This is a genomic window from Scytonema hankhaensis NUACC26 (assembly GCF_045865695.1).
Taxonomy (GTDB): domain Bacteria; phylum Cyanobacteriota; class Cyanobacteriia; order Cyanobacteriales; family Nostocaceae; genus Scytonema.
Window position 1 is genome coordinate 87,739 of sequence record NZ_BAACAP010000227.1, and the last position, 17,658, is coordinate 105,396.

The following is a 17,658-nucleotide window of genomic DNA, read 5'->3' on the forward strand; positions in this document are numbered from 1 at the left end:
ATATATTTTTGAATAAATAAAAGGTTAGTGGTTAGTGGTTAGTAGTTAGTGGTTGATGACTAACTACTCAAATCCTTTTTCTTTTCTTTTTTTTGGTGGTGGTGGTTCTGGAATATCTGTCAGTACCTTTATCTGCATATCTAAATTTTCCAGCACTCGATTTAAGCTATTGAAAGCTTCTAGTTGTCCGTTATCAAGATTAGAATTAAGACTCAGGCGTTCTTGGAGTTCGCGTAACTTGAACTTCAATTGCTGAGAAATTCCGGCTGCATCACGACTCAAACGCGCTAATTGTTGCTGTTGATAAAATTTTAAAGCTGCTCCCCGCAACACTTGTAATGTTGCCTCTTCGCCATACATTCCAGGCATGACGCGCAAGCGCAGTAACAGGCGATTTTGTTGATAAAGGCATTCCTTCTCTACCTGTTTTGGTTCTACAACCGTAGTCATAGGTAGAGACGCAAAACGCTTTAATTCATTGAGCACTCCTTGGAAGACAGAGAGAGGTACTTTTTCTAAGACAGACTGCAATACTCCATTTTCACTCCAGAGGATTCTGCCGTGGTAAGGTCTTCTCTCCAAGTACAAACGACCAATTCCGTCTGATAAAACTCGTCCTAGTAACTGTTCTAGTAATTTTCTGGGTGGTAGTGTCGCTAATTCTTCAACTGGACTAATAGCGTCAAGGCTGGGTAAGTGCAAAATGTGTAAGTTAGAAGGTAGGACTGTTTTATGAGCATCCCTATCTTTTTGTTCTTGACTTGGGCTAGGACTTTCATGGTGGGGAGTTGGTGTCGAACCTTCTGATTCATTGAAGGTTGAATAACCAAACTGCCAAACAGTATCGCCATTTTGTCCCATTTGTGATTGAGTATATTTTTTATCTGAATACCTTTCCGGCATTTCAGGAATAATACTGTTAATTTGTGTATCTGAGTTATCCGCGATCGCTGCCGGTTTTTTTTCTTGAGCAATGTCTTCCCAAGATGTTGGCATTGGTTTACCCCCAGTCGCCCCTGTGTTTTTATGATTCAGGTACGCTGAGAGTATGGTGCGGTGAGTATCGCCGTTGATGGGCTGAGTTTCCATAGTGCAATTGATGTATGGCAGTATGCGGTTCACATAATCTATAGCCGCATTGTCTTGCGGATTCACCATTCCCAATACCAAATTGTTGTCTTTTATGTTAAAGGGCAAAATTTGGTGATACAGGCACGCTTCAAAGGACAAGGTACTTTCAATCAACCGAAAAATTTGCTCTCGGTCGAGTCCTTTTTCCGATTGATTTTGTGTGCTGGGTAGCACTTGCTTACCACTGACCGTGGTATCAGCTGGTTTACCCTCTGAAGACAACATACGGTTTTGATGCTAGATGTTTCTATATATCCTATACTGCCCATAACTCAGTTGGCAGTAAACAGAATGCGATCGTAGAGTAAAAAAAGTTAAAAGTGGCGCGTCCATCTCAAAATTGGACGCGCCAGTGCTTGGATTACTTTGTAACTGAGTGTTGCGTCTTGGGTAAGCACGCAATCCCCAAACTTAATTTGTGGTTAGAGTGAATAAGATCGGTTTTTTTCCTTAATGATTCCCATATTTATATATAGAGCTGTAGTAATTGAGTCAAAATTAAGCACTCACTCACCTTGGGTTCTCATGCCTTGAGCTATCAAGTAAACTTTTGTCCATTCACCCATAGCTTGATGAGTCTTAACTTTTAATTGTTGAGCGATTTCCTCTATGGAACGACCTGCTTTTCGCAACTCCAGTATTTGTCGCTGCATTGCAGTCAATTTCTCATGGAGTTGCTCCCATTGCTTCGGTGTTAAACCCAAATTGTGTTCTTCTAAAGAAGTTGACAACCAACCATCTACCAGTTCTGGTTTATCTTTCAGCGCAAATACGCGGACTGCGTGGTAGCTGATTTTCTCTCTGAGACGGTAGATTTCCTTAATGGGTTTATTCAGTTGTTTAGCGATCGCATCTTGTGATTTCCCTTCCAGGTAAAGATGCAGCCACTTCACTGCTTCTTCTCCGAGATGTTCTCTCAAGTACGTTTCAAATTCTTGCTTCACAGCTTGACGAAGCGTTTGTTGTTCCTCGACTTCTTGTGCTTCTTGATACTCTACAATCGCTTGAGTATCCACCAAGTTCACCCGGTTATCGTTGTCATCTGTGAGAATTTCTTCTGAAACCAGCCTGACTAGATCGCTGCTTGGCACTTGAGTTAAACCACCTCGTTGAGTTCGTCTCAGATAGTTTACAAAACGATACACAAGCAATGGTTGATTGCGTACTGGTCGCAAACAATACTCTTCCACACTGGCAAACAGGAGGGCATTTTTTAACCTGTCATCAGTAGTACATTCACCAATAGCAAGCATTTGCTGCTGCATATAGTTATCACTCTGCAATAATTCTTGGATAACTTCTTGCAACACGTCTAACACTGTCCGTTGGCGATCCCGGCTTAAGGCAACCCACGTCTGAATTTTGTTACGTAATGTAACCAGACTACCCAATCGAGTTATCAAGTTGCGATAAGCACGTTCTCTGGCAATACCCAAGTAACGTTGACGCAAAATCCGATAGCGGTACTCCATAGCTTGCTGAGCAATATCTAACTCCTTGGGGGAGAGTACCTCAAATCGTTGCAAATCGCTTCCTAAAAGCCAATCAACGATACTTTCCTGATTGACAATATTTTGTTCTGGGCACTCCTCAGCTAACCGCTTTCGCCAATACCGTGCCAGTTTTTCTGCCTCCAACGCCATAGTGAGATTGCGCTCCTCGAAACCCTGTTTTAAAGTTTGCATCATCACAACCCCCTTTTATCCCACTTAACTTGTTCGCTGGCAGTTGCCCCTGATAAAATCATGTCCGTCATAAACTAAGCGCGTCTCTATTTTGTATTACGTTCTGGTTCGCTAGAGTTATGCAGAAAGTTTTATCTCCTGAAGCACTTTTATCTAGCTCAAATCGCGGAACACTCCATTTTCTAGACCTTTTGTGGCTTTACAAAAATTTACATTTTCCTCAACCACGGCAAGTAAATTTAACCTAGAAAACCGTTTTTATGACAACATGCTAGGGATGCACGGTATAACGGTGTATATGATGAGGTTTTTTGAACCAACATTTTGCACCCGCTCTTTCAGCACGAAGATAACCAACCCTCGTCTAGACGCGGTTTTGCCAATATATGTTTCGTTGAAGAAGGAAACAGGGAACTCTGTTGAGCGTTTCTTCGTTAATCAAATTATCTCATCATACTGTATTCCGTACTAATATTTTTTATACCGTAAATTAAGCGTTCTATGTATTTAGGGTTACTTAGGGATTATACCACCGATAAAATGCCTCCGTGTCTTAATGCCTTTCCACTCTAAAAATCTCTTGTGGTACTCTAAAAATCTCTTGTGGTACTCTAAAAATCTCTTGTGGTACGGGCGTCTCGCCCGTTAGGAAGTGGGGGCTGGCGAGGACGCCTACCCCACAATATAAAGAATGTATTTTTGCAAATCCCCAACTAGCGAATCTCCTCATAAAAACGCTTGAGGTATTGCGGCGAAACCCCAACACCCCAAAGGAATCCAATGTAAAGATATATAGCTGTTGCTTTAAAGGGGCCCCAATGTGCTACTCTGCGATCGCTACTTTGAACAATGCGGTTAAGCAAACAAATTCTTCCCCGTTGCACCAACTTCAAACACAAGTCAGCTTCTTCCATGATCGGGAGATTGTTGTCAAAACCTCCGCATTCCAAAAAATCAGTACGACGTACAAATATAGCTTGATCCCCAAACAACAAACGCAATCCTCGAACAAACAAGTGAGGGCGAAAAAGCAGTGGTGCGTAATAAGTTTTCAAAAAATTGTGTAGCGTCACACCCCAACGAGTGGTTTTATCTCCCGCCATCAGAGAAATAAAACCACCTGCACTTACAGATTGGTCTGCCAATGTCTCCTCTATCAAAGTCACGAGGTCATCTGACACCAGAGTGTCGGCATGTACAAAGCACAAATAGTCTCCAGAAGCTGCTTTCGCGCCCTGGTTCATTTGTGCTGCACGTCCGCACTTTTGAGCAATCAGGACAGAAGCGCCTGCTTGTTCGGCTATGGTGATAGTGGCATCAGAACTTCTGCCATCAACAACCAGCACTTCCTTTGCAGGTGGCGTTAACAGACTCAGATGGCGTAGAGTACGCCCCAGGCACTTCTCCTCATTTAAAGTCGGGATAATAATAGAGACTTTAGACATAATCACCTGACCAGTAATCAGTAACCAGTGACCAGTGACCAATCGCCAATCCCCAGTCACCTTCTTACTATTGGATTTTCTACTGCTTGTCGGTACTGTTCGACTTCTTCTGTATAACCAATAGGGAGAACAGCTTCGACGTTTTCATGGGGACGTGGAATGATAACCCATGATTCCAGAGTACCGCCATGAACCTTTTCCACGGCATCAATGCCTGCTGCCATAGCAGTTTTTACTTCTTGAACATCACCCCGTATGTTAACTGTAAAGCGAGCACTACCTACTCTTATATATCCAACGAGGGTGACTCGACCTGCTTTCACCATCGCATCTGCTGCTGCAAGTACAGCAGGAAAACCTTTAGTTTCAATCGCTCCAACTGCCTGTAGTGGCATTGGCTATCTCCTATATCAGTAAACGTATCTGGCGCAACAAGATAATTGTACGAATGTTTCTACCTATTTTGATAAGTTTTCTTTCACTTTAGCGTTACTCCCTACTCACTTCTTAAGAAACACGGAATGGCTCCGATTTTTTAGTAAAGTGTATGGGCAAAACGTTTTCTACGTTTTCTGGGGGATTGGGAACGATGTAGTAGGTAATGACCTTACCACCATTAGATTGCTCGTTACCAGCAGCAATACCAGCTTCAACGGCTCTTTCCACCTCAGCTTTATCTCCACGAACTGCAACCAACAATCGAGCACTTTCTGCTAAACCATAATATACAAGGGTAACTTCTGCTGCTTTCACCATTGCATCAGCTGCAGCAAGCACCGCAGGAAAACCTTGAGTTTCAATAACCCCAACTGCCATTGGCATGGCTTTTAACTCCGAGATTCAGTAGTAATTGTAGAAATTATCTTACTGGAAAATGGGGATTAGGGAATAGGGATTGGGGATTGGGCATTGGTTTTGACACCCTACTAGGGATAAAATTCACTTCTTCACTAAAATATACGCTGTCGCATACTCAGGGAGTTGACGGATGTTGCGAGCGAAATCAGTTTTCCCTTGAAAAATACCTGCTAAGAAATCGAGTTGATGAAGATTGGGTAAAAATGCTCCACCTGTGTCCGCAATAATTCCTAGTTTTAATTGTTTGCGTCCACCTTGAAGGTATTCAAGAGCAACAACTTTTCCTAAACCTATGTTAAGGATATCTCCAGCAAACGTAACTCCAGGAGAAATAGAAATTTTTGCGTCTATCTTATAGCCATAGCCTTTAATGGCATTGACTTTCCTAAAATACCAATAGCGCTTTTGTGCTGTTGCTACTGTACCTCGAATATAAGGAATTCCATTGTTTCGATCTACGTTAAATAAGGCTTCGGAACCATCAGTAAATTTAATTAGTATTGTTCCCTCCATTAGAGCTTCTTCCAATCCTTGCCGAGTTAAATAGGCGAGGGTTTCAACTTTACCAAATTCTTTGCCTCCTGGCTCGTAAATACCTGATAACACATCTTGCTTGGTATACTTAGTATAGAAATCATCTGTTATTAAATTATCTTTTAAACTATAAATAGCTGTATTAAAAGTGCGAGTTTTCTTACGAGAACCCGGATGAATAAAAACAGCATATTTTGTGAGTCTCAGTCGTCTCTGACCTGGATTCTCTGGATTATAAGCAGACCACTTCATAACTCGGAAGTTAGTGTTGATAAAATTTGGATCTTGTAACCGAGTCGGTCTCTTATTATTTATATCTTCCTGTAAGACAGCAATCATGAAATCCAAAGTTCCGATCGCATCTTGTACGGTGATTCCTTGAGTTTGTAGCAATCCCGGTCTTTGAAGATTTGGATCTTCTGTAGCATAATCTTCAAAATATTTTCTGGTATTTGAGAGAGTCGCTAATAAATCTGCTTGATTAAAATCCACTTTAACAGTTGGGAGTTTTCCTTGTGTAAAAACGCGATCGCCAGAAACTTGGAATTTATCTTTTTGCAACTCATCAATCACTTGATAAGTCTTCGGTACGATTGTAGGTTCTTTCGTTGATGGAGTGTTCTGCTTACCTTGCTTGTTTGAGGGTTGCGGAAGCAGGAAATTATTATGGATTGAGGAGAGGTTTTGAGAAGTTAAATTTTGTTGGGCAATTGGTTGAGTTGTTGACTGAGTATAGAGATAATGGCTAGCTAAACAAACCAGTAGTGAAGCGGCAAAACCTATTGTTATGCGGAATGTTCGGTTAGAGAAGATAGGCATAAGTTGAAGAAGCAATTTCCTTTATCTACAATGGTCTGTTACATATTGTATAGCTCAGCTTCCGGTTTAAAATCGAAAATCCGGAATAATACTTATGCGCTTGCATTTTTGTAAGTTACGAGATGACACAAATCAAACTTGCGTATCCCAAAATTCCTGACAGTAAAAACTGCCCTTTCAAGCAATGTATCGCTTTTGAGAAGTATGATGGCACAAATCTACACTGGGTTTGGGATTCCGAACTAGGCTGGTATGCCTTCGGTACGCGCCGTAACAGATTTGACCTAGATGAAATGGGTATTACAGACTTTAATGCTGCTCATCCCGGTTTAGAGGAAGCAGCTAGCATTTTTTTGAGAGACTTTGCAAATGCACTAGCAACTATTTTCCATAACAACCCAGATTATCATTGCCCAGAGATCGTTGTTTTCACTGAATTTTTTGGAGCCTCATCCTTTGCAGGAATGCACAAAAAGGAAGATTCAAAACAACTTGTCTTATTTGACGTTCAAACTGATAAAGGCATGATTGAACCAGAAAAATTTGTGAAAGATTTCAAGGAATTAAATATTGCCAAAGTTGTTTATAGAGGAAAACTAACTGGAAAATTCATAGATGACGTTCGTGAAGGAAAATACAATGTAGCTGAAGGTGTTATTTGTAAAGGAGGTAAAAGTAGTGAAGATTTATGGAGGGTCAAGATTAAAACAAATGCTTATCTCAAAAGACTTCAAGAAGTTTTTAAAGACAATTGGAAGAATTACTGGGAATAATTACAATATTGATTATATTAATTCTCTTGAATATATGAAATACACGTAGGGTGGGCAATGCCCACCAAAACTCTATTGATGAGCATTGCCCACCCTACAACTGACTACCGATCGCTAGTCACTATTAAAAGAATTAGCAAAGATAGCCGCTTGGGTCCGATAAGCGAAGCTTAACGGCTATACTGCCGTATCGGGTAAATTTAACCGACTTAAAATACTTGTAACATGATTTTTCACAGTTCTTTCTGAAATATAAATAATACAACAACCTTCACCCGGTTTACTATCAATATAAAATTGGCCTCCTAACGCTAATGTTCGCTCCCTCATGCCCTGTATGCCAAATCCAGTTGTGTTTTGATATGGGTTGAAGCCTTTACCGTTATCATAAATTTCTAAACTTAGTAAACTCACGGTTACCTGTATATTAATTTTGACATGAGTGGCAGCGCTGTGTTTTGCTGTGTTTGTCAGGGCTTCTTGAACAATACGATAGCTAGCTGTACAAATTTCAGCAGGTAAAGATTGAGATCAGTTAAAAATACAGTTTGGAGTAATTCTAGTTCTACGCTGAAAATCTACGATTAGAACTGTCAGTACAGATTCTAAAGACTTTCCGTACAGAGGATCGGAACGCAATGTAGCTACAGACATCCGTACTTCTTTAAGAGCATTGCTACCCAGTTGCTTTGCTTCTACCAAAAAAGTTTTGGCTTTTTCAAGATTAGATTGCAGGAACAACAAAGCACTCTCCAACTGGATACTTTGTGCCGTAAGTGAGTGACCTAATGAATCATGAATTTCGCGAGCAATACGATTGCGTTCCTGTAGAAGTTGCCCGAGCGTCAATGCGAAGAGCATATTCTCGGAGTTTCTGGTTAGCGTTAGCTAACTTTTCCCGACTTTGGCGTTCTACAAGCAAAGCATTGACCGGTGAGCCTCAACTCATATCTATACTAATTGCCCCGCTCGCTTTTACGGTAGTGACGCTAACGGCTAAAGCTGATATCACCTTTGGCGAAGCAAAAATCTTTGCTCAAATTTCCAATGAACTAGGAACGCTGAGAGTTAAACCTCACGACCAAGCCTTTTCACAAAAAGAGCCTTTTCCCGATGTTGAAGATATTAACCTAACTGACGAGCAAAAAAAGCAAATTCGGCAAATTCAGCAAGCCATATTGCCTCAAGTTTCGGAACTGATACCTCAGCCACAATTAACAGAAGAACAAAAAAATCAACTCCAATCCGGTCAACCCGTACAAATCACTTTGCAAACACCAACTTCCGAGCAAAAAGCCAAAGTGCAAGAACTAAAGTGCAAGAACTGATGCAATTATATATGCAAAAAATAGAAGCAGTCCTTACTCCCGAACAAAGGCAAAAGTTGCGTGAGAATAAGAAAGATTTAGTTTTGTTTGAACAGCATGTCAATTGGTAAGATCCCTTATACCATCAGAGGGATAAATCAATGAAGTTATTTCATTAATATTACCAGTAGAGAGAGACGTACTCGGGGGCATAACTAATGAATAGATTCCTACGGTTATTTTTGCCAGTTGTATCTTTGCCAACTTTATGTTTACTCTTAGTGTCTAATGTCTCAAAAGAAACTTATGCTCAAAATTCAGCACAACAAAATTCAACGCAACAAATTTTTCCTGATGTAAAGCCCGATTATTGGGCGCAGCCATTTATTCAAGGTTTAGCAGAAAAAAATATAGTATCTGGGTATCCAGATGGTAAATTTCGACCAGAACAATCAGTCAATCGTGATGAGTTTGCTGCCATGATTGATAAAGCTTTTAATCGCCCACCAGTTCGACAAATATCTGGCGGTGATGCTTATAAAGATGTTCCACAGGGATATTGGGCGGCTCCTGCTATAGAAGACGCTTACGAACAAGGATTGATGACAGGTTATCCTAATGGCGTCTTTCGTCCCAATCAAAATGTTTCCAAGGTTGATGCAATAGCGGCTTTATCAAAAGTGGTAACTCCCACTTCTACAACTGCACAAACCACGAGTTCACCAGTTGCTACCGCACCTGTAACGAATCAACAAGCAAGAAAACCAACGAGGAAGTTTATTATGTTACCGTTGGCAATGACTTCCTTAATGCAGCCACTATTAATTGCAAAAGCAAATGCAGCTAAAGTTGCTCCAGTACAACAGGTTGGTACGGGTGAAGAAGCAAAAACAGGCGAGCGCTCGGCAAATTCTAACCGTCCTGACTCGTTAGCTATAACAAATTTATACACTGATGCCAGAGAAATTCCACAAGATAAAGTAGATGAGGTTACAAAAGCAACCAGGGCAAATCTTGTTGTGAATTATCCAGAACGTAATGTTCTTAATCCGAGAAAAACCCTGTCTCGTGGTGAGATGAGTGCCTTAGTTTACCAAACGCTGGTAGCTCAGGGAAGGATGGAACCAGTTGCGATTAACACGCCTGCTTACAAGTATATTGTGAGCCCTGAAAATAGATAAAATATTAACAGTGACCAGTGACCAGTGAGCAGCTATTATTTGATAGTTCTCATCTGTTTAGATCTCCGGTTTGTTGAAGAAGTCGGAGATCTAGCGCAATTGCCCTTCGCGTATCTCCTCCGGAGACGCTGAGTCGCTAGCGCGACACGCTATGTGCAAGGCACACGCTTCGCGAACGCGATGCCGCAGGCTATGCCCGCAAGGGCTATACGCGAACGCAGTCCCCTAGGTCGGGAAACCCTCCTATGGCGCATTCGCACCACGCTATGTGCAAGGCACACGCTTCGCGAACGCTATCAGGGCTGTCTCACCAATCGCCAATCGCTAATCGCCGATGCCCAATCCCCAATCGCCAATGCCCAATCCCCAACCATCTAGTGAGCCGACTTCAGAGATAGATACCAAGTCGGGTGAAAATTCACTGACAGATTCTGTTGTCGGTATCTGGAATCAAGCAACCACGGGTTTTATGAAATTTCTACCTGTAGATCGGATAGCTCAGACATTGGTTAAATGGTTCAGTGTGAGTGAAACTCAAGTTGCTGAAATCTTGGAGAGGGTTCGAGCAGAATTACCGACAACAGATGCTTTATTGATTGGGAAACCTCAAGCGGGGAAAAGTTCCATTGTTCGGGGATTGACAGGAGTTTCGGCTGAAATTGTTGGTCAGGGATTTCGTCCTCATACAGAGCATACCGAACGTTATGCTTATCCTTCTAACGATTTGCCGTTGCTCATCTTTACAGATACAGTGGGACTTGGGGATGTGAGTCAGGAGACTGAGGCGATCGTTCAAGAACTGCTAGGGAATTTGCAACAGCAGAATTACGGTGCTAGATCCTTGATTTTGACAGTGAAAATTAATGATTTTGCAACGGATACACTGCGAGGAATTGCGAGAGAACTGCGTCAAAAGCATCCAGAAATTCCTTGTCTGTTAGCAGTAACCTGTTTGCATGAACTTTATCCTCCCGGTACAGAGAATCATCCGGCTTATCCGCCAGAATATGAGGAGGTTAATAGAGCATTTACCGCCATACAAGAATCTTTTACAGGATTGTACGATCGCGCTGTCTTGATTGACTTTACTTTAGAAGAGGATGGTTACACGCCTGTATTCTATGGCTTGGAAGCATTCAGAGATACACTTGCAGACTTGCTTCCAGAAGCAGAAGCTCGTGCAATCCATCAGTTATTAAATGAGGATACGGGAAAAGAAATTGGTAATATTTACAGAGACACTGGACGACGCTATATATTAGTTTTTTCCGTGATGACAGCAGCGATCGCAGTTGTACCATTACCATTCGCCACACTACCAGTCCTGACAGCTTTGCAAGTATCAATGGTAGGTTTGCTAGGGAAATTATATGGGCAAACATTAAGCCCGTCCCAAGCAGGAGGAATCGTCAGTACAATAGCCAGTGGTTTCTTAGCGCGGGCAATTGGACGTGAGTTAATTAAATTTATACCAGGTTTCGGCAGCGTTATAGCTGCTTCTTGGGCAGCTGCATACACTTGGGCTTTAGGAGAAGGTGCTTGCGTTTACTTTGGCGATTTGATGGGAGGAAAAAAACCCGATCCACAAAAAATTCAATCAGTTATGCAACAGGCGTTTCAGGAAGCAAAAGATCGTTTTAAGGCAAAGTAAGCAAATGAGCAGAATTAATGCTATGGTAATTTTTCTTCCCAAGGATTAATAATAAAAATTCCGCAGTTGGCAAAATCAACAACATTACGAGTTGCTATGGCTGCGTTATGAGAGTAACAAATAGCAGTAATTTGGGTATCAGCTTGAGATATGGGCATTCCACTTAGTCGTCTTTGGGCTGAAATATTAGCAAAAGCGACAGCCGCAGATTCATCAAATGCAAGAACACGCCCTGCGAAGTCTTCTGCAAACATTAAAGTAGCGGCTTGGTAAAATTGATATTTACGCTTTCCTTCTGGTAGTATGGCAATGCCATAAAGTATTTCAGCTTGTGTAATTGTTGTAGTAAACAAACACCTAAAGAAACTCAAGCTACATCATTATACGGAAGCGTAGGTATTTGATTATAAACTTCTGAATTTTCTTCAAGAGCTTGACGTATATCGTATTGCGTTTGTAAATTTAACCAAAACTGAGCACTGTTACCAAAATAGCGGGATAAACGCAAGGCTGTATCAGCTGTAATACTGCGTTTTCCAGATAAAATTTCACTAATCCGTGTCTGAGGTACATTTATATCCTTGCTCAATCGATAAGGGGTGATATTGAGTGGCTCTAAAAATTCTAATTGTAGGATTTCCCCAGGGTGGATATTTGGCAGACGGTTGTTGTTCATAATTATTGACCTGCGTCAGTGGTAATCTACTATTTCAACTTCTGAAGCATTGTTCTCGTCAGTCCAAACAAAGCAGATTCTCCATCGATTGTTAATGCGAATACTATACTGCCCTTTCCTATCGCCAACTAACTTTTCTAAACAATTACCGGGTGGAACACGTAAGTCATTAATTGATGTGGCAGCATCAAGGATAAGGAGTTTTCGTAAAGCACTTTTTTGGATATTTGGCGGATACTGAGAAGATGTAAAGCCATCAAAGATAAGCTTAGTTTCTTCTGATTGAAAACTAACTATCACAATAATATCGCTTTGCGTTACTATCGTCAAGCGTTAGTATACAATAAAGTTTAGTTAATAGGTAAAGTGGAACAGCCTGTAGATCTTATGCTTTACAGAATTAGTTGCAATGTAACCTTAATTTTTCTTAAAATAATTACATATATCTTATATGTTGCTCAAAACTACTTATGTCACAGTCAAAAATTCAATCCCCTAAATCTACTGAAATCACTCAAGCCACCTCTTCACCGTCATGGCAAATTAAGCTACTGTACGATGGCGAATGCCCGCTATGTCTGCGAGAGGTCAACTTTTTGAAAAGACGGGATGCAGGTCGAGGTTTGGTGGCGTTTGTGGATATCGCAGACGATCGCTATACCCCTGAAGCGCATGGTGGGATTGACTTTGAAACGGCGATGGGACGAATCCATGCAGTGCTTCCTGACGGTACAGTTATTAAAAATGTGGAAGTTTTTCGTCGAGTTTATGAGACTCTGGGAATGGGTTGGGTTTATGCTGCTACCAAATTGCCCATTATTGGATTTATCGTTGATGCTCTCTACGGAATATGGGCTGATTTACGGCTTGCTCTTACCGGGCGTCCAAATCTAGCAACAATTGTTGCCGAACGTCAAAAGCGTATTGACAGCAAGGGGCAAGGACGTTGTAGGCTGACCGAAGATAGTCAGTGCTGAGAGTCTTATACATTCAAATATTATGAAGTACCGAGTTGTTCATCATCTAACTGAACCTCAGATTTCAGAATTGGTGGATTTGTACAAACAAGAATTTTGGAGTCAGAAACGCGAGCGAGATGATGTCGTGAAAATGCTGGCTGCAACAGATATTATTATTGGGTTGGTTGATGAGAGCGATCGCTTAATTGGGTTTACGCGAGTTTTAACAGACTACGTATCGCAGCAATCAGTGACCAGTGACCAGTGACCAGTAACCAGTGACCAGTGGCTACTAACACTTAAATCAACAAAGTTAGCGATTATGCTAACCTTAATGAATCTTTATATTTTAGGGATATTGAGATATTCGACTTCTTGAAGAAGTCAGGAACTTAGCAACCCTTATAATCATAATTAGTACTTATGTCTTTATTTCCTAAAATCGAAAGCATTTACACGGATGGAGCTTGTACGGGAAATCCCGGTCCTGGAGGTTGGGGCGTGGTTGTTTATTTCAGTGATGGTTCGACTCATGAAATGGGTGACGCCTATCCTCAAACTACAAATAACAGGATGGAAATGCAAGCAGCAATAGCTGCCCTAGAATTTCTTCAAGAATCAGGACAAAGCCAACCAATTACTCTTTACAGTGATAGCGAATATCTCATTAATAGCGTTACCAAATGGGTTAAAAGTTGGAAAAACAAAGGCTGGAAGAAGTCAGACGGCAAACCCGTTCTCAATCAAGACCTTTTGGAAACTTTAGATCGCCTCAATAACTCTAAAGTGAAGTGGGAGTATGTCCGAGGTCATGCTGGTAATATTGGGAACGAACGCTGTGATGCGATCGCTCGTGCCTACGCAAATGGTAGAAGCCCCGTTTTAAAAGAAATGACATTCTCTTACAAAGACGAACAAAGACAGCAAAAAAGTGAGGGAAATGCAACAATAGCTTCCGATGTTGAGTCAAACTCTACAATAATTAACAAAAAGAAACAAGAGTTCGGGACTCTTGAAACTCATACAACCAATCCTATGGAATCACAAACCTCGCATACAAGCGCTGTATCTGAAGAACTACCACGAGAAACGAGGGTTACACAGCTCCGTAACCTAGTAGAAACCCTCCGCATCGCCGAGGAAATAGCAGAAAAAGGCTATTTAATCACGAGTTCCGAACTGGCAGATCTGATGGATGTCCATGCAAGTGCAGTCACGAGTCGTGGCGACGAATGGCGATGGCGCAATTGGATTGTCTCGCGGGTACGACGTGAAGGTAATCAGATTCTTTGGGAATTAGAACGGGGGGATAAGGTGGCGAGTGAGGAGGAAGGGGAGTAGGGATTGGTGATTGGGGATGGTGACTAGCGACTGGCGATTGGGAAAAAATTCTTCTTGTCCTCTTAAGCCCCAATCCCCAATCCCTAATCGCCAATCCCCCGACCATACTTTCTTCCTCTCCATTCTCTGGGAGTGCGAAGTGCGGATAGCAAGATTCGCAGCACTGCTATGGGATCGGCAAAGGGGGAAAGCCAAAAGAACCAACCGCCTTTTGCTTGTGTTCTATCGTAGGAAGGTGCGATCGCAAAAAGTAGTGCAAAGCGGATTGCGAATAGGAAGAGATTGAGTCCAAAGAGGAGGAAGGGGGGATTGGGCGAGGGGGGGAGAGAGGGGAAAAAGATGAGAATATTTAGGATAACAATCAGGGGTAGAGCTTGAACTGAGGTAAGTAACCATAAATCTCCCCAAAGTTGAGCGCGAGAGGAAGCATCTTTAAGATCGAGGCTTCGCCCCCACTCTTTCCATGTTTCTAGTGCTCCTTCATACATCCGAACTTTTAAAACCTTTGCTCCATCTAAAAAACCTACCTTGTATCCGGAGGCGGCTATATTCCTTGCTAGCGTCACATCGTCGCAAAATGAATGCCCTGCACTGGTATAGCCTCCCACAGCAGCTAACACGGAACGACGGCATAAAAAGCATTGCCCGTTTGCCATCACCCGTTCTGGTTGTTCTGAGTTCACTCCTGCTGGATTAAATCTATAAAGTAGAGTCATCAAGAGGGCAGGTTGCAACCAGCACTCCCCTGGGTACTTAAGAATAAACTGAGGCGATAGAGAAACTAAGTCATATCCTTGAGATTCTGCTGTCTCGATCGATCCAGCTACTAAACCAGGTGAGGGCTGAGTATCCGCATCCATACCAAGAAACCACTCACTCGCCTCTGAACTTTGCAAAAATCCATTGTGTAGCGCCCAGGGACGCCCTACCCAACCAGGAGGAAGGGGATCGTCTGTTATGAGGCGAAAGCGTGGGTCTTTTTGCTGTGCTGCTTTTACCAAGTCGGGGGTACCATCACTTGACCTACTATCAACAACAATTATTTCCCGTACTTCGTAACTTTGCCGACTTAAACCCGTTAGTAGAGGACTAATACGACTGGCTTCGTTTAATGTGGGAACCACAATGCTGACACACCCCAAAATGTCTGGAGTGGGATTTTGGGGTGCTACGGGAGGTTGACGGCTGGGACCTTTTAGGAGGCGCGACAGCAATATAGCTGTCGCTGGTAGTTGGATAACCAACAAAATCAATGAGATAGCGTTTGCTATCGTCCAAGTATCAATCACAATTGGTAAAGTCTACTTGACAGCAACCTTCACATTTGCTACTGAAACTTCAGCAGTGGCTGTAGGAGATGTAACTTTTAGATTGTCCATCGCCGATGCAGATAACCAAAGTGCAACAGCAGGAACAACCCCAAGCCCTAACCCTAAAGAAACTGGTATAAAATACCCAGCCCCTAAACTCAGTCCGGCAGCAAAGATAAAGTTGCTCAAGTATACAATAATTGGCACAGTCAGTTGCGATCGCTCTAATTTAACAGGTGTATTTCTCCACAATAGCGCCGCTACGCTCATAAACAAAGCACTTGTGCCGAACCAACCAGCATAGTTTTGATAAGGCGTGCCAAAGAACGCACCTGGGTGTTCCCAATACCAGAAAGGAAAGGCTGTTTGACTCATAGCTGGTTCCAAGGCAAAATCCCAACTGGTAAACAGCAAAGCTCCAAGCAGGATTGCAGCAATGTGACGCCCTAGAGAGGGTTTTTCAGCTACTTTCAACCCTGCACGAGCAAGAAGGTAAGTAGATAAACCTACATAGAACCAAGACAAGGGGATTGTAAACGGTACAAGCCCTGCTATTTTATATCCCAATCCACTGAGGTAACTATAGTATCCAAAAGGAAACCCCGTACTAGTTCCCAATAATTCACTCCCTACCGATATTAAGAGAGATGGAATCATAAATAACAGCCAAGTGCGCCATCCTAAAACTCGCGAGGCAAAAATCGAGACAGCAATTGTCCCAAAAATGATGTCTACTACGCCACCATCAGCCATACTTAACTGCATAGCTGTCTGTCCAACTCCCCCTCCTAAGTTGAGAATAACTTCGGCATGGGGTATGACCAATAAAATACCCAATAGCCCAAAAATCTTGGCTGAAATATGACCGATTAGGCATATACGCTCAGTGATAACCAGTTGTCTCATGATACTTCCCTTACAAGACGTGATATGCAGCTACGCATTCTATTAATAGTTTACAAATGTTTAAGAAAATATTTAACACTTCATATAGCACTTTTGGGGAACCTTGTTTTGCTGTCTTTGAGAGAGCATAATTTCCTATTGGTTGAAAAAAGAAGAAATTATGATGATAAGCTTATAGTTTAAAGTATTGACGCTACATTCTATACAACTTTATCAGCCTTTGGGAATAGTGCGAGGCATACTATACAATCAAGTTACAGTTTCTAACCCATATCATTTTTGAAAAGACTTCCTTGGGTTTCCCTCACTCTGTTTGTACTAACCTATGCCATCTATGGCTGGCTGATATCCAAAGCAAACCCACCTTTGCTTGCGTGGCTGCTTGCTATTACGGCTGCTTTTCTTCTGATGGGAGGTTTAACAAGTCCTTCAAGTAAAGTTGCAGACTACTCCTTTGCTCTATTCAAATCAAATCTCAGGTCTTTTAGCGTAACCGTTTTGGCAGCGCTATTGTTTTTTATGATGCTTGCCTGGTTTCGAGTTTTCTTAGATACTTTGGTTATTGTCGCTGCTTCTATCATGGCAAGAATAGACTTTCAAACATCCGGTTTCAGCCAGAGGCAAGCTTTTTGGATTTTATCTACTATATCTCTTGTCAGTTTGGGGTTGGGAGCGATCGCTCAAAGATTTTTCGTGTTGTCCTTACATTTCCATTAGATCCAAAAATAATTTTCTCTTGTGGTGCGGGCTTCTAGCCCGCCATTAGTATAGGACGGGCTAGAAGCCCATCCCACAAGATGGATGATTTCTTGGAAATCCCTTAAACTCTCCAAAAACAATTTTCTCTTGTGGTGCGGGCTTCTAGCCCGCCATTAGTATAGGACGGGCGAAAACGCCCATCCCACAAGATGGATGATTTCTTAGAAATCCCTTAAACTCTCCAAAAACAATTTTCTCTTGTGGTGCGGGCTTCTAGCCCGCCATCAGTAGAGGACGGGCGAGGACGCCCATCCCACAAGATGGATGATTTCTTGGAAATCCCTTAAACTCTCCAAAAACAATTTTCTCTTGTGGTGCGGGCT

21 protein-coding genes and 1 pseudogene are annotated in these 17,658 nt (G+C 42.1%); 9 read left to right on the plus strand and 13 right to left on the minus strand.

Annotated elements, in window-relative coordinates:
- Positions 1-63 precede the first annotated feature (63 nt).
- From ACKTT2_RS33580 to ACKTT2_RS33605, 6 genes are all read right to left on the minus strand, one after another.
- Positions 64-1,356, minus strand: a complete 1,293-nt coding sequence (locus tag ACKTT2_RS33580; protein ID WP_407894946.1) for a GspE/PulE/PilB domain-containing protein — start codon at positions 1,354-1,356, stop codon at positions 64-66.
- Positions 1,357-1,637: 281 nt separating this feature from the next.
- Positions 1,638-2,819 (minus strand): HetZ-related protein 2, encoded by a 1,182-nt coding sequence (locus tag ACKTT2_RS33585; RefSeq protein ID WP_407894948.1) that lies wholly within the window; start codon positions 2,817-2,819, stop codon positions 1,638-1,640.
- Positions 2,820-3,529: 710 nt separating this feature from the next.
- Complete coding sequence (locus ACKTT2_RS33590) at positions 3,530-4,261, minus strand: TIGR04283 family arsenosugar biosynthesis glycosyltransferase (protein WP_407894950.1); 732 nt, start codon at positions 4,259-4,261, stop codon at positions 3,530-3,532.
- Positions 4,262-4,317: 56 nt separating this feature from the next.
- The gene (locus tag ACKTT2_RS33595; RefSeq protein ID WP_407894952.1) at positions 4,318-4,656 is read right to left on the minus strand and encodes a carbon dioxide-concentrating mechanism protein CcmK; all 339 of its coding nucleotides are present in this window, start codon (positions 4,654-4,656) and stop codon (positions 4,318-4,320) included.
- A 112-nt stretch (positions 4,657-4,768) separates the two neighbouring features.
- On the minus strand, positions 4,769-5,083 hold the full coding sequence (locus ACKTT2_RS33600) for a BMC domain-containing protein (RefSeq protein ID WP_407894954.1): 315 nt from the start codon (positions 5,081-5,083) through the stop codon (positions 4,769-4,771).
- A gap of 117 nt (positions 5,084-5,200) precedes the next feature.
- Positions 5,201-6,472, minus strand: a complete 1,272-nt coding sequence (locus tag ACKTT2_RS33605) for a hypothetical protein (RefSeq protein WP_407894956.1) — start codon at positions 6,470-6,472, stop codon at positions 5,201-5,203.
- A gap of 122 nt (positions 6,473-6,594) precedes the next feature.
- Here ACKTT2_RS33605 and ACKTT2_RS33610 point away from each other — a divergent pair, with 122 nt between their 5' ends.
- Positions 6,595-7,245 (plus strand): hypothetical protein, encoded by a 651-nt coding sequence (locus tag ACKTT2_RS33610; RefSeq protein WP_407894958.1) that lies wholly within the window; start codon positions 6,595-6,597, stop codon positions 7,243-7,245.
- 177 nt (positions 7,246-7,422) lie between these two features.
- On the opposite strand, the gene ACKTT2_RS33615 is transcribed toward ACKTT2_RS33610, so the two are convergent.
- Complete coding sequence (locus tag ACKTT2_RS33615) at positions 7,423-7,755, minus strand: sensor histidine kinase (protein WP_407894994.1); 333 nt, start codon at positions 7,753-7,755, stop codon at positions 7,423-7,425.
- Positions 7,756-7,776: 21 nt separating this feature from the next.
- The gene (locus tag ACKTT2_RS33620) at positions 7,777-8,106 is read right to left on the minus strand and encodes a sensor histidine kinase (protein WP_407894960.1); all 330 of its coding nucleotides are present in this window, start codon (positions 8,104-8,106) and stop codon (positions 7,777-7,779) included.
- 65 nt (positions 8,107-8,171) lie between these two features.
- Here ACKTT2_RS33620 and ACKTT2_RS33625 point away from each other — a divergent pair, with 65 nt between their 5' ends.
- The 4 genes from ACKTT2_RS33625 to ACKTT2_RS33640 all read left to right on the plus strand — a co-directional run bounded on the left by ACKTT2_RS33625 (position 8,172) and on the right by ACKTT2_RS33640 (position 11,384).
- Positions 8,172-8,573, plus strand: coding sequence for a DUF3945 domain-containing protein (locus tag ACKTT2_RS33625; protein WP_407894962.1), 402 nt, complete (start codon positions 8,172-8,174; stop codon positions 8,571-8,573).
- A 197-nt stretch (positions 8,574-8,770) separates the two neighbouring features.
- On the plus strand, positions 8,771-9,733 hold the full coding sequence (locus tag ACKTT2_RS33630; protein ID WP_407894964.1) for an S-layer homology domain-containing protein: 963 nt from the start codon (positions 8,771-8,773) through the stop codon (positions 9,731-9,733).
- Between the two features lie 180 nt (positions 9,734-9,913).
- Positions 9,914-10,111, plus strand: a complete 198-nt coding sequence (locus tag ACKTT2_RS33635; RefSeq protein WP_407894966.1) for a hypothetical protein — start codon at positions 9,914-9,916, stop codon at positions 10,109-10,111.
- Complete coding sequence (locus tag ACKTT2_RS33640; RefSeq protein ID WP_407894968.1) at positions 10,089-11,384, plus strand: YcjF family protein; 1,296 nt, start codon at positions 10,089-10,091, stop codon at positions 11,382-11,384. Before ACKTT2_RS33635 ends, ACKTT2_RS33640 begins: the two co-directional genes overlap by 23 nt.
- A gap of 20 nt (positions 11,385-11,404) precedes the next feature.
- On the opposite strand, the gene ACKTT2_RS33645 is transcribed toward ACKTT2_RS33640, so the two are convergent.
- The 3 genes from ACKTT2_RS33645 to ACKTT2_RS33655 are packed head-to-tail and all read right to left on the minus strand — an operon-like array spanning position 11,405 to position 12,360.
- The gene (locus ACKTT2_RS33645; protein ID WP_407894970.1) at positions 11,405-11,737 is read right to left on the minus strand and encodes a type II toxin-antitoxin system VapC family toxin; all 333 of its coding nucleotides are present in this window, start codon (positions 11,735-11,737) and stop codon (positions 11,405-11,407) included.
- Positions 11,738-11,751: 14 nt separating this feature from the next.
- The gene (locus ACKTT2_RS33650) at positions 11,752-12,060 is read right to left on the minus strand and encodes a HigA family addiction module antitoxin (protein WP_407894972.1); all 309 of its coding nucleotides are present in this window, start codon (positions 12,058-12,060) and stop codon (positions 11,752-11,754) included.
- 15 nt (positions 12,061-12,075) lie between these two features.
- Positions 12,076-12,360, minus strand: a complete 285-nt coding sequence (locus tag ACKTT2_RS33655) for a type II toxin-antitoxin system RelE/ParE family toxin (protein ID WP_407894974.1) — start codon at positions 12,358-12,360, stop codon at positions 12,076-12,078.
- Positions 12,361-12,530: 170 nt separating this feature from the next.
- Here ACKTT2_RS33655 and ACKTT2_RS33660 point away from each other — a divergent pair, with 170 nt between their 5' ends.
- The 3 genes and pseudogenes from ACKTT2_RS33660 to rnhA all read left to right on the plus strand — a co-directional run bounded on the left by ACKTT2_RS33660 (position 12,531) and on the right by rnhA (position 14,360).
- On the plus strand, positions 12,531-13,037 hold the full coding sequence (locus ACKTT2_RS33660; RefSeq protein WP_407894976.1) for a thiol-disulfide oxidoreductase DCC family protein: 507 nt from the start codon (positions 12,531-12,533) through the stop codon (positions 13,035-13,037).
- A gap of 22 nt (positions 13,038-13,059) precedes the next feature.
- A pseudogene (locus tag ACKTT2_RS33665) lies at positions 13,060-13,272 on the plus strand (GNAT family N-acetyltransferase); the annotation flags it as partial.
- Between the two features lie 170 nt (positions 13,273-13,442).
- A complete protein-coding gene (gene rnhA, locus ACKTT2_RS33670; protein WP_407894978.1) occupies positions 13,443-14,360 on the plus strand; it encodes a ribonuclease HI in 918 nt (305 codons plus the stop codon).
- 83 nt (positions 14,361-14,443) lie between these two features.
- On the opposite strand, the gene cruG is transcribed toward rnhA, so the two are convergent.
- Positions 14,444-15,649 carry a 2'-O-glycosyltransferase CruG gene (cruG, locus tag ACKTT2_RS33675; RefSeq protein WP_407894980.1) on the minus strand — a complete coding sequence of 402 codons (1,206 nt, stop codon included), beginning with the start codon at positions 15,647-15,649 and terminating at the stop codon, positions 14,444-14,446.
- Positions 15,650-15,661: 12 nt separating this feature from the next.
- Positions 15,662-16,576 carry a gamma-carotene 1'-hydroxylase CruF gene (gene cruF, locus ACKTT2_RS33680; RefSeq protein WP_407894982.1) on the minus strand — a complete coding sequence of 305 codons (915 nt, stop codon included), beginning with the start codon at positions 16,574-16,576 and terminating at the stop codon, positions 15,662-15,664.
- Positions 16,577-16,855: 279 nt separating this feature from the next.
- On the opposite strand from cruF, the gene ACKTT2_RS33685 reads away from it, so the two are divergent.
- Positions 16,856-17,293 (plus strand): hypothetical protein, encoded by a 438-nt coding sequence (locus ACKTT2_RS33685; RefSeq protein WP_407894984.1) that lies wholly within the window; start codon positions 16,856-16,858, stop codon positions 17,291-17,293.
- Positions 17,294-17,658 lie beyond the last annotated feature (365 nt).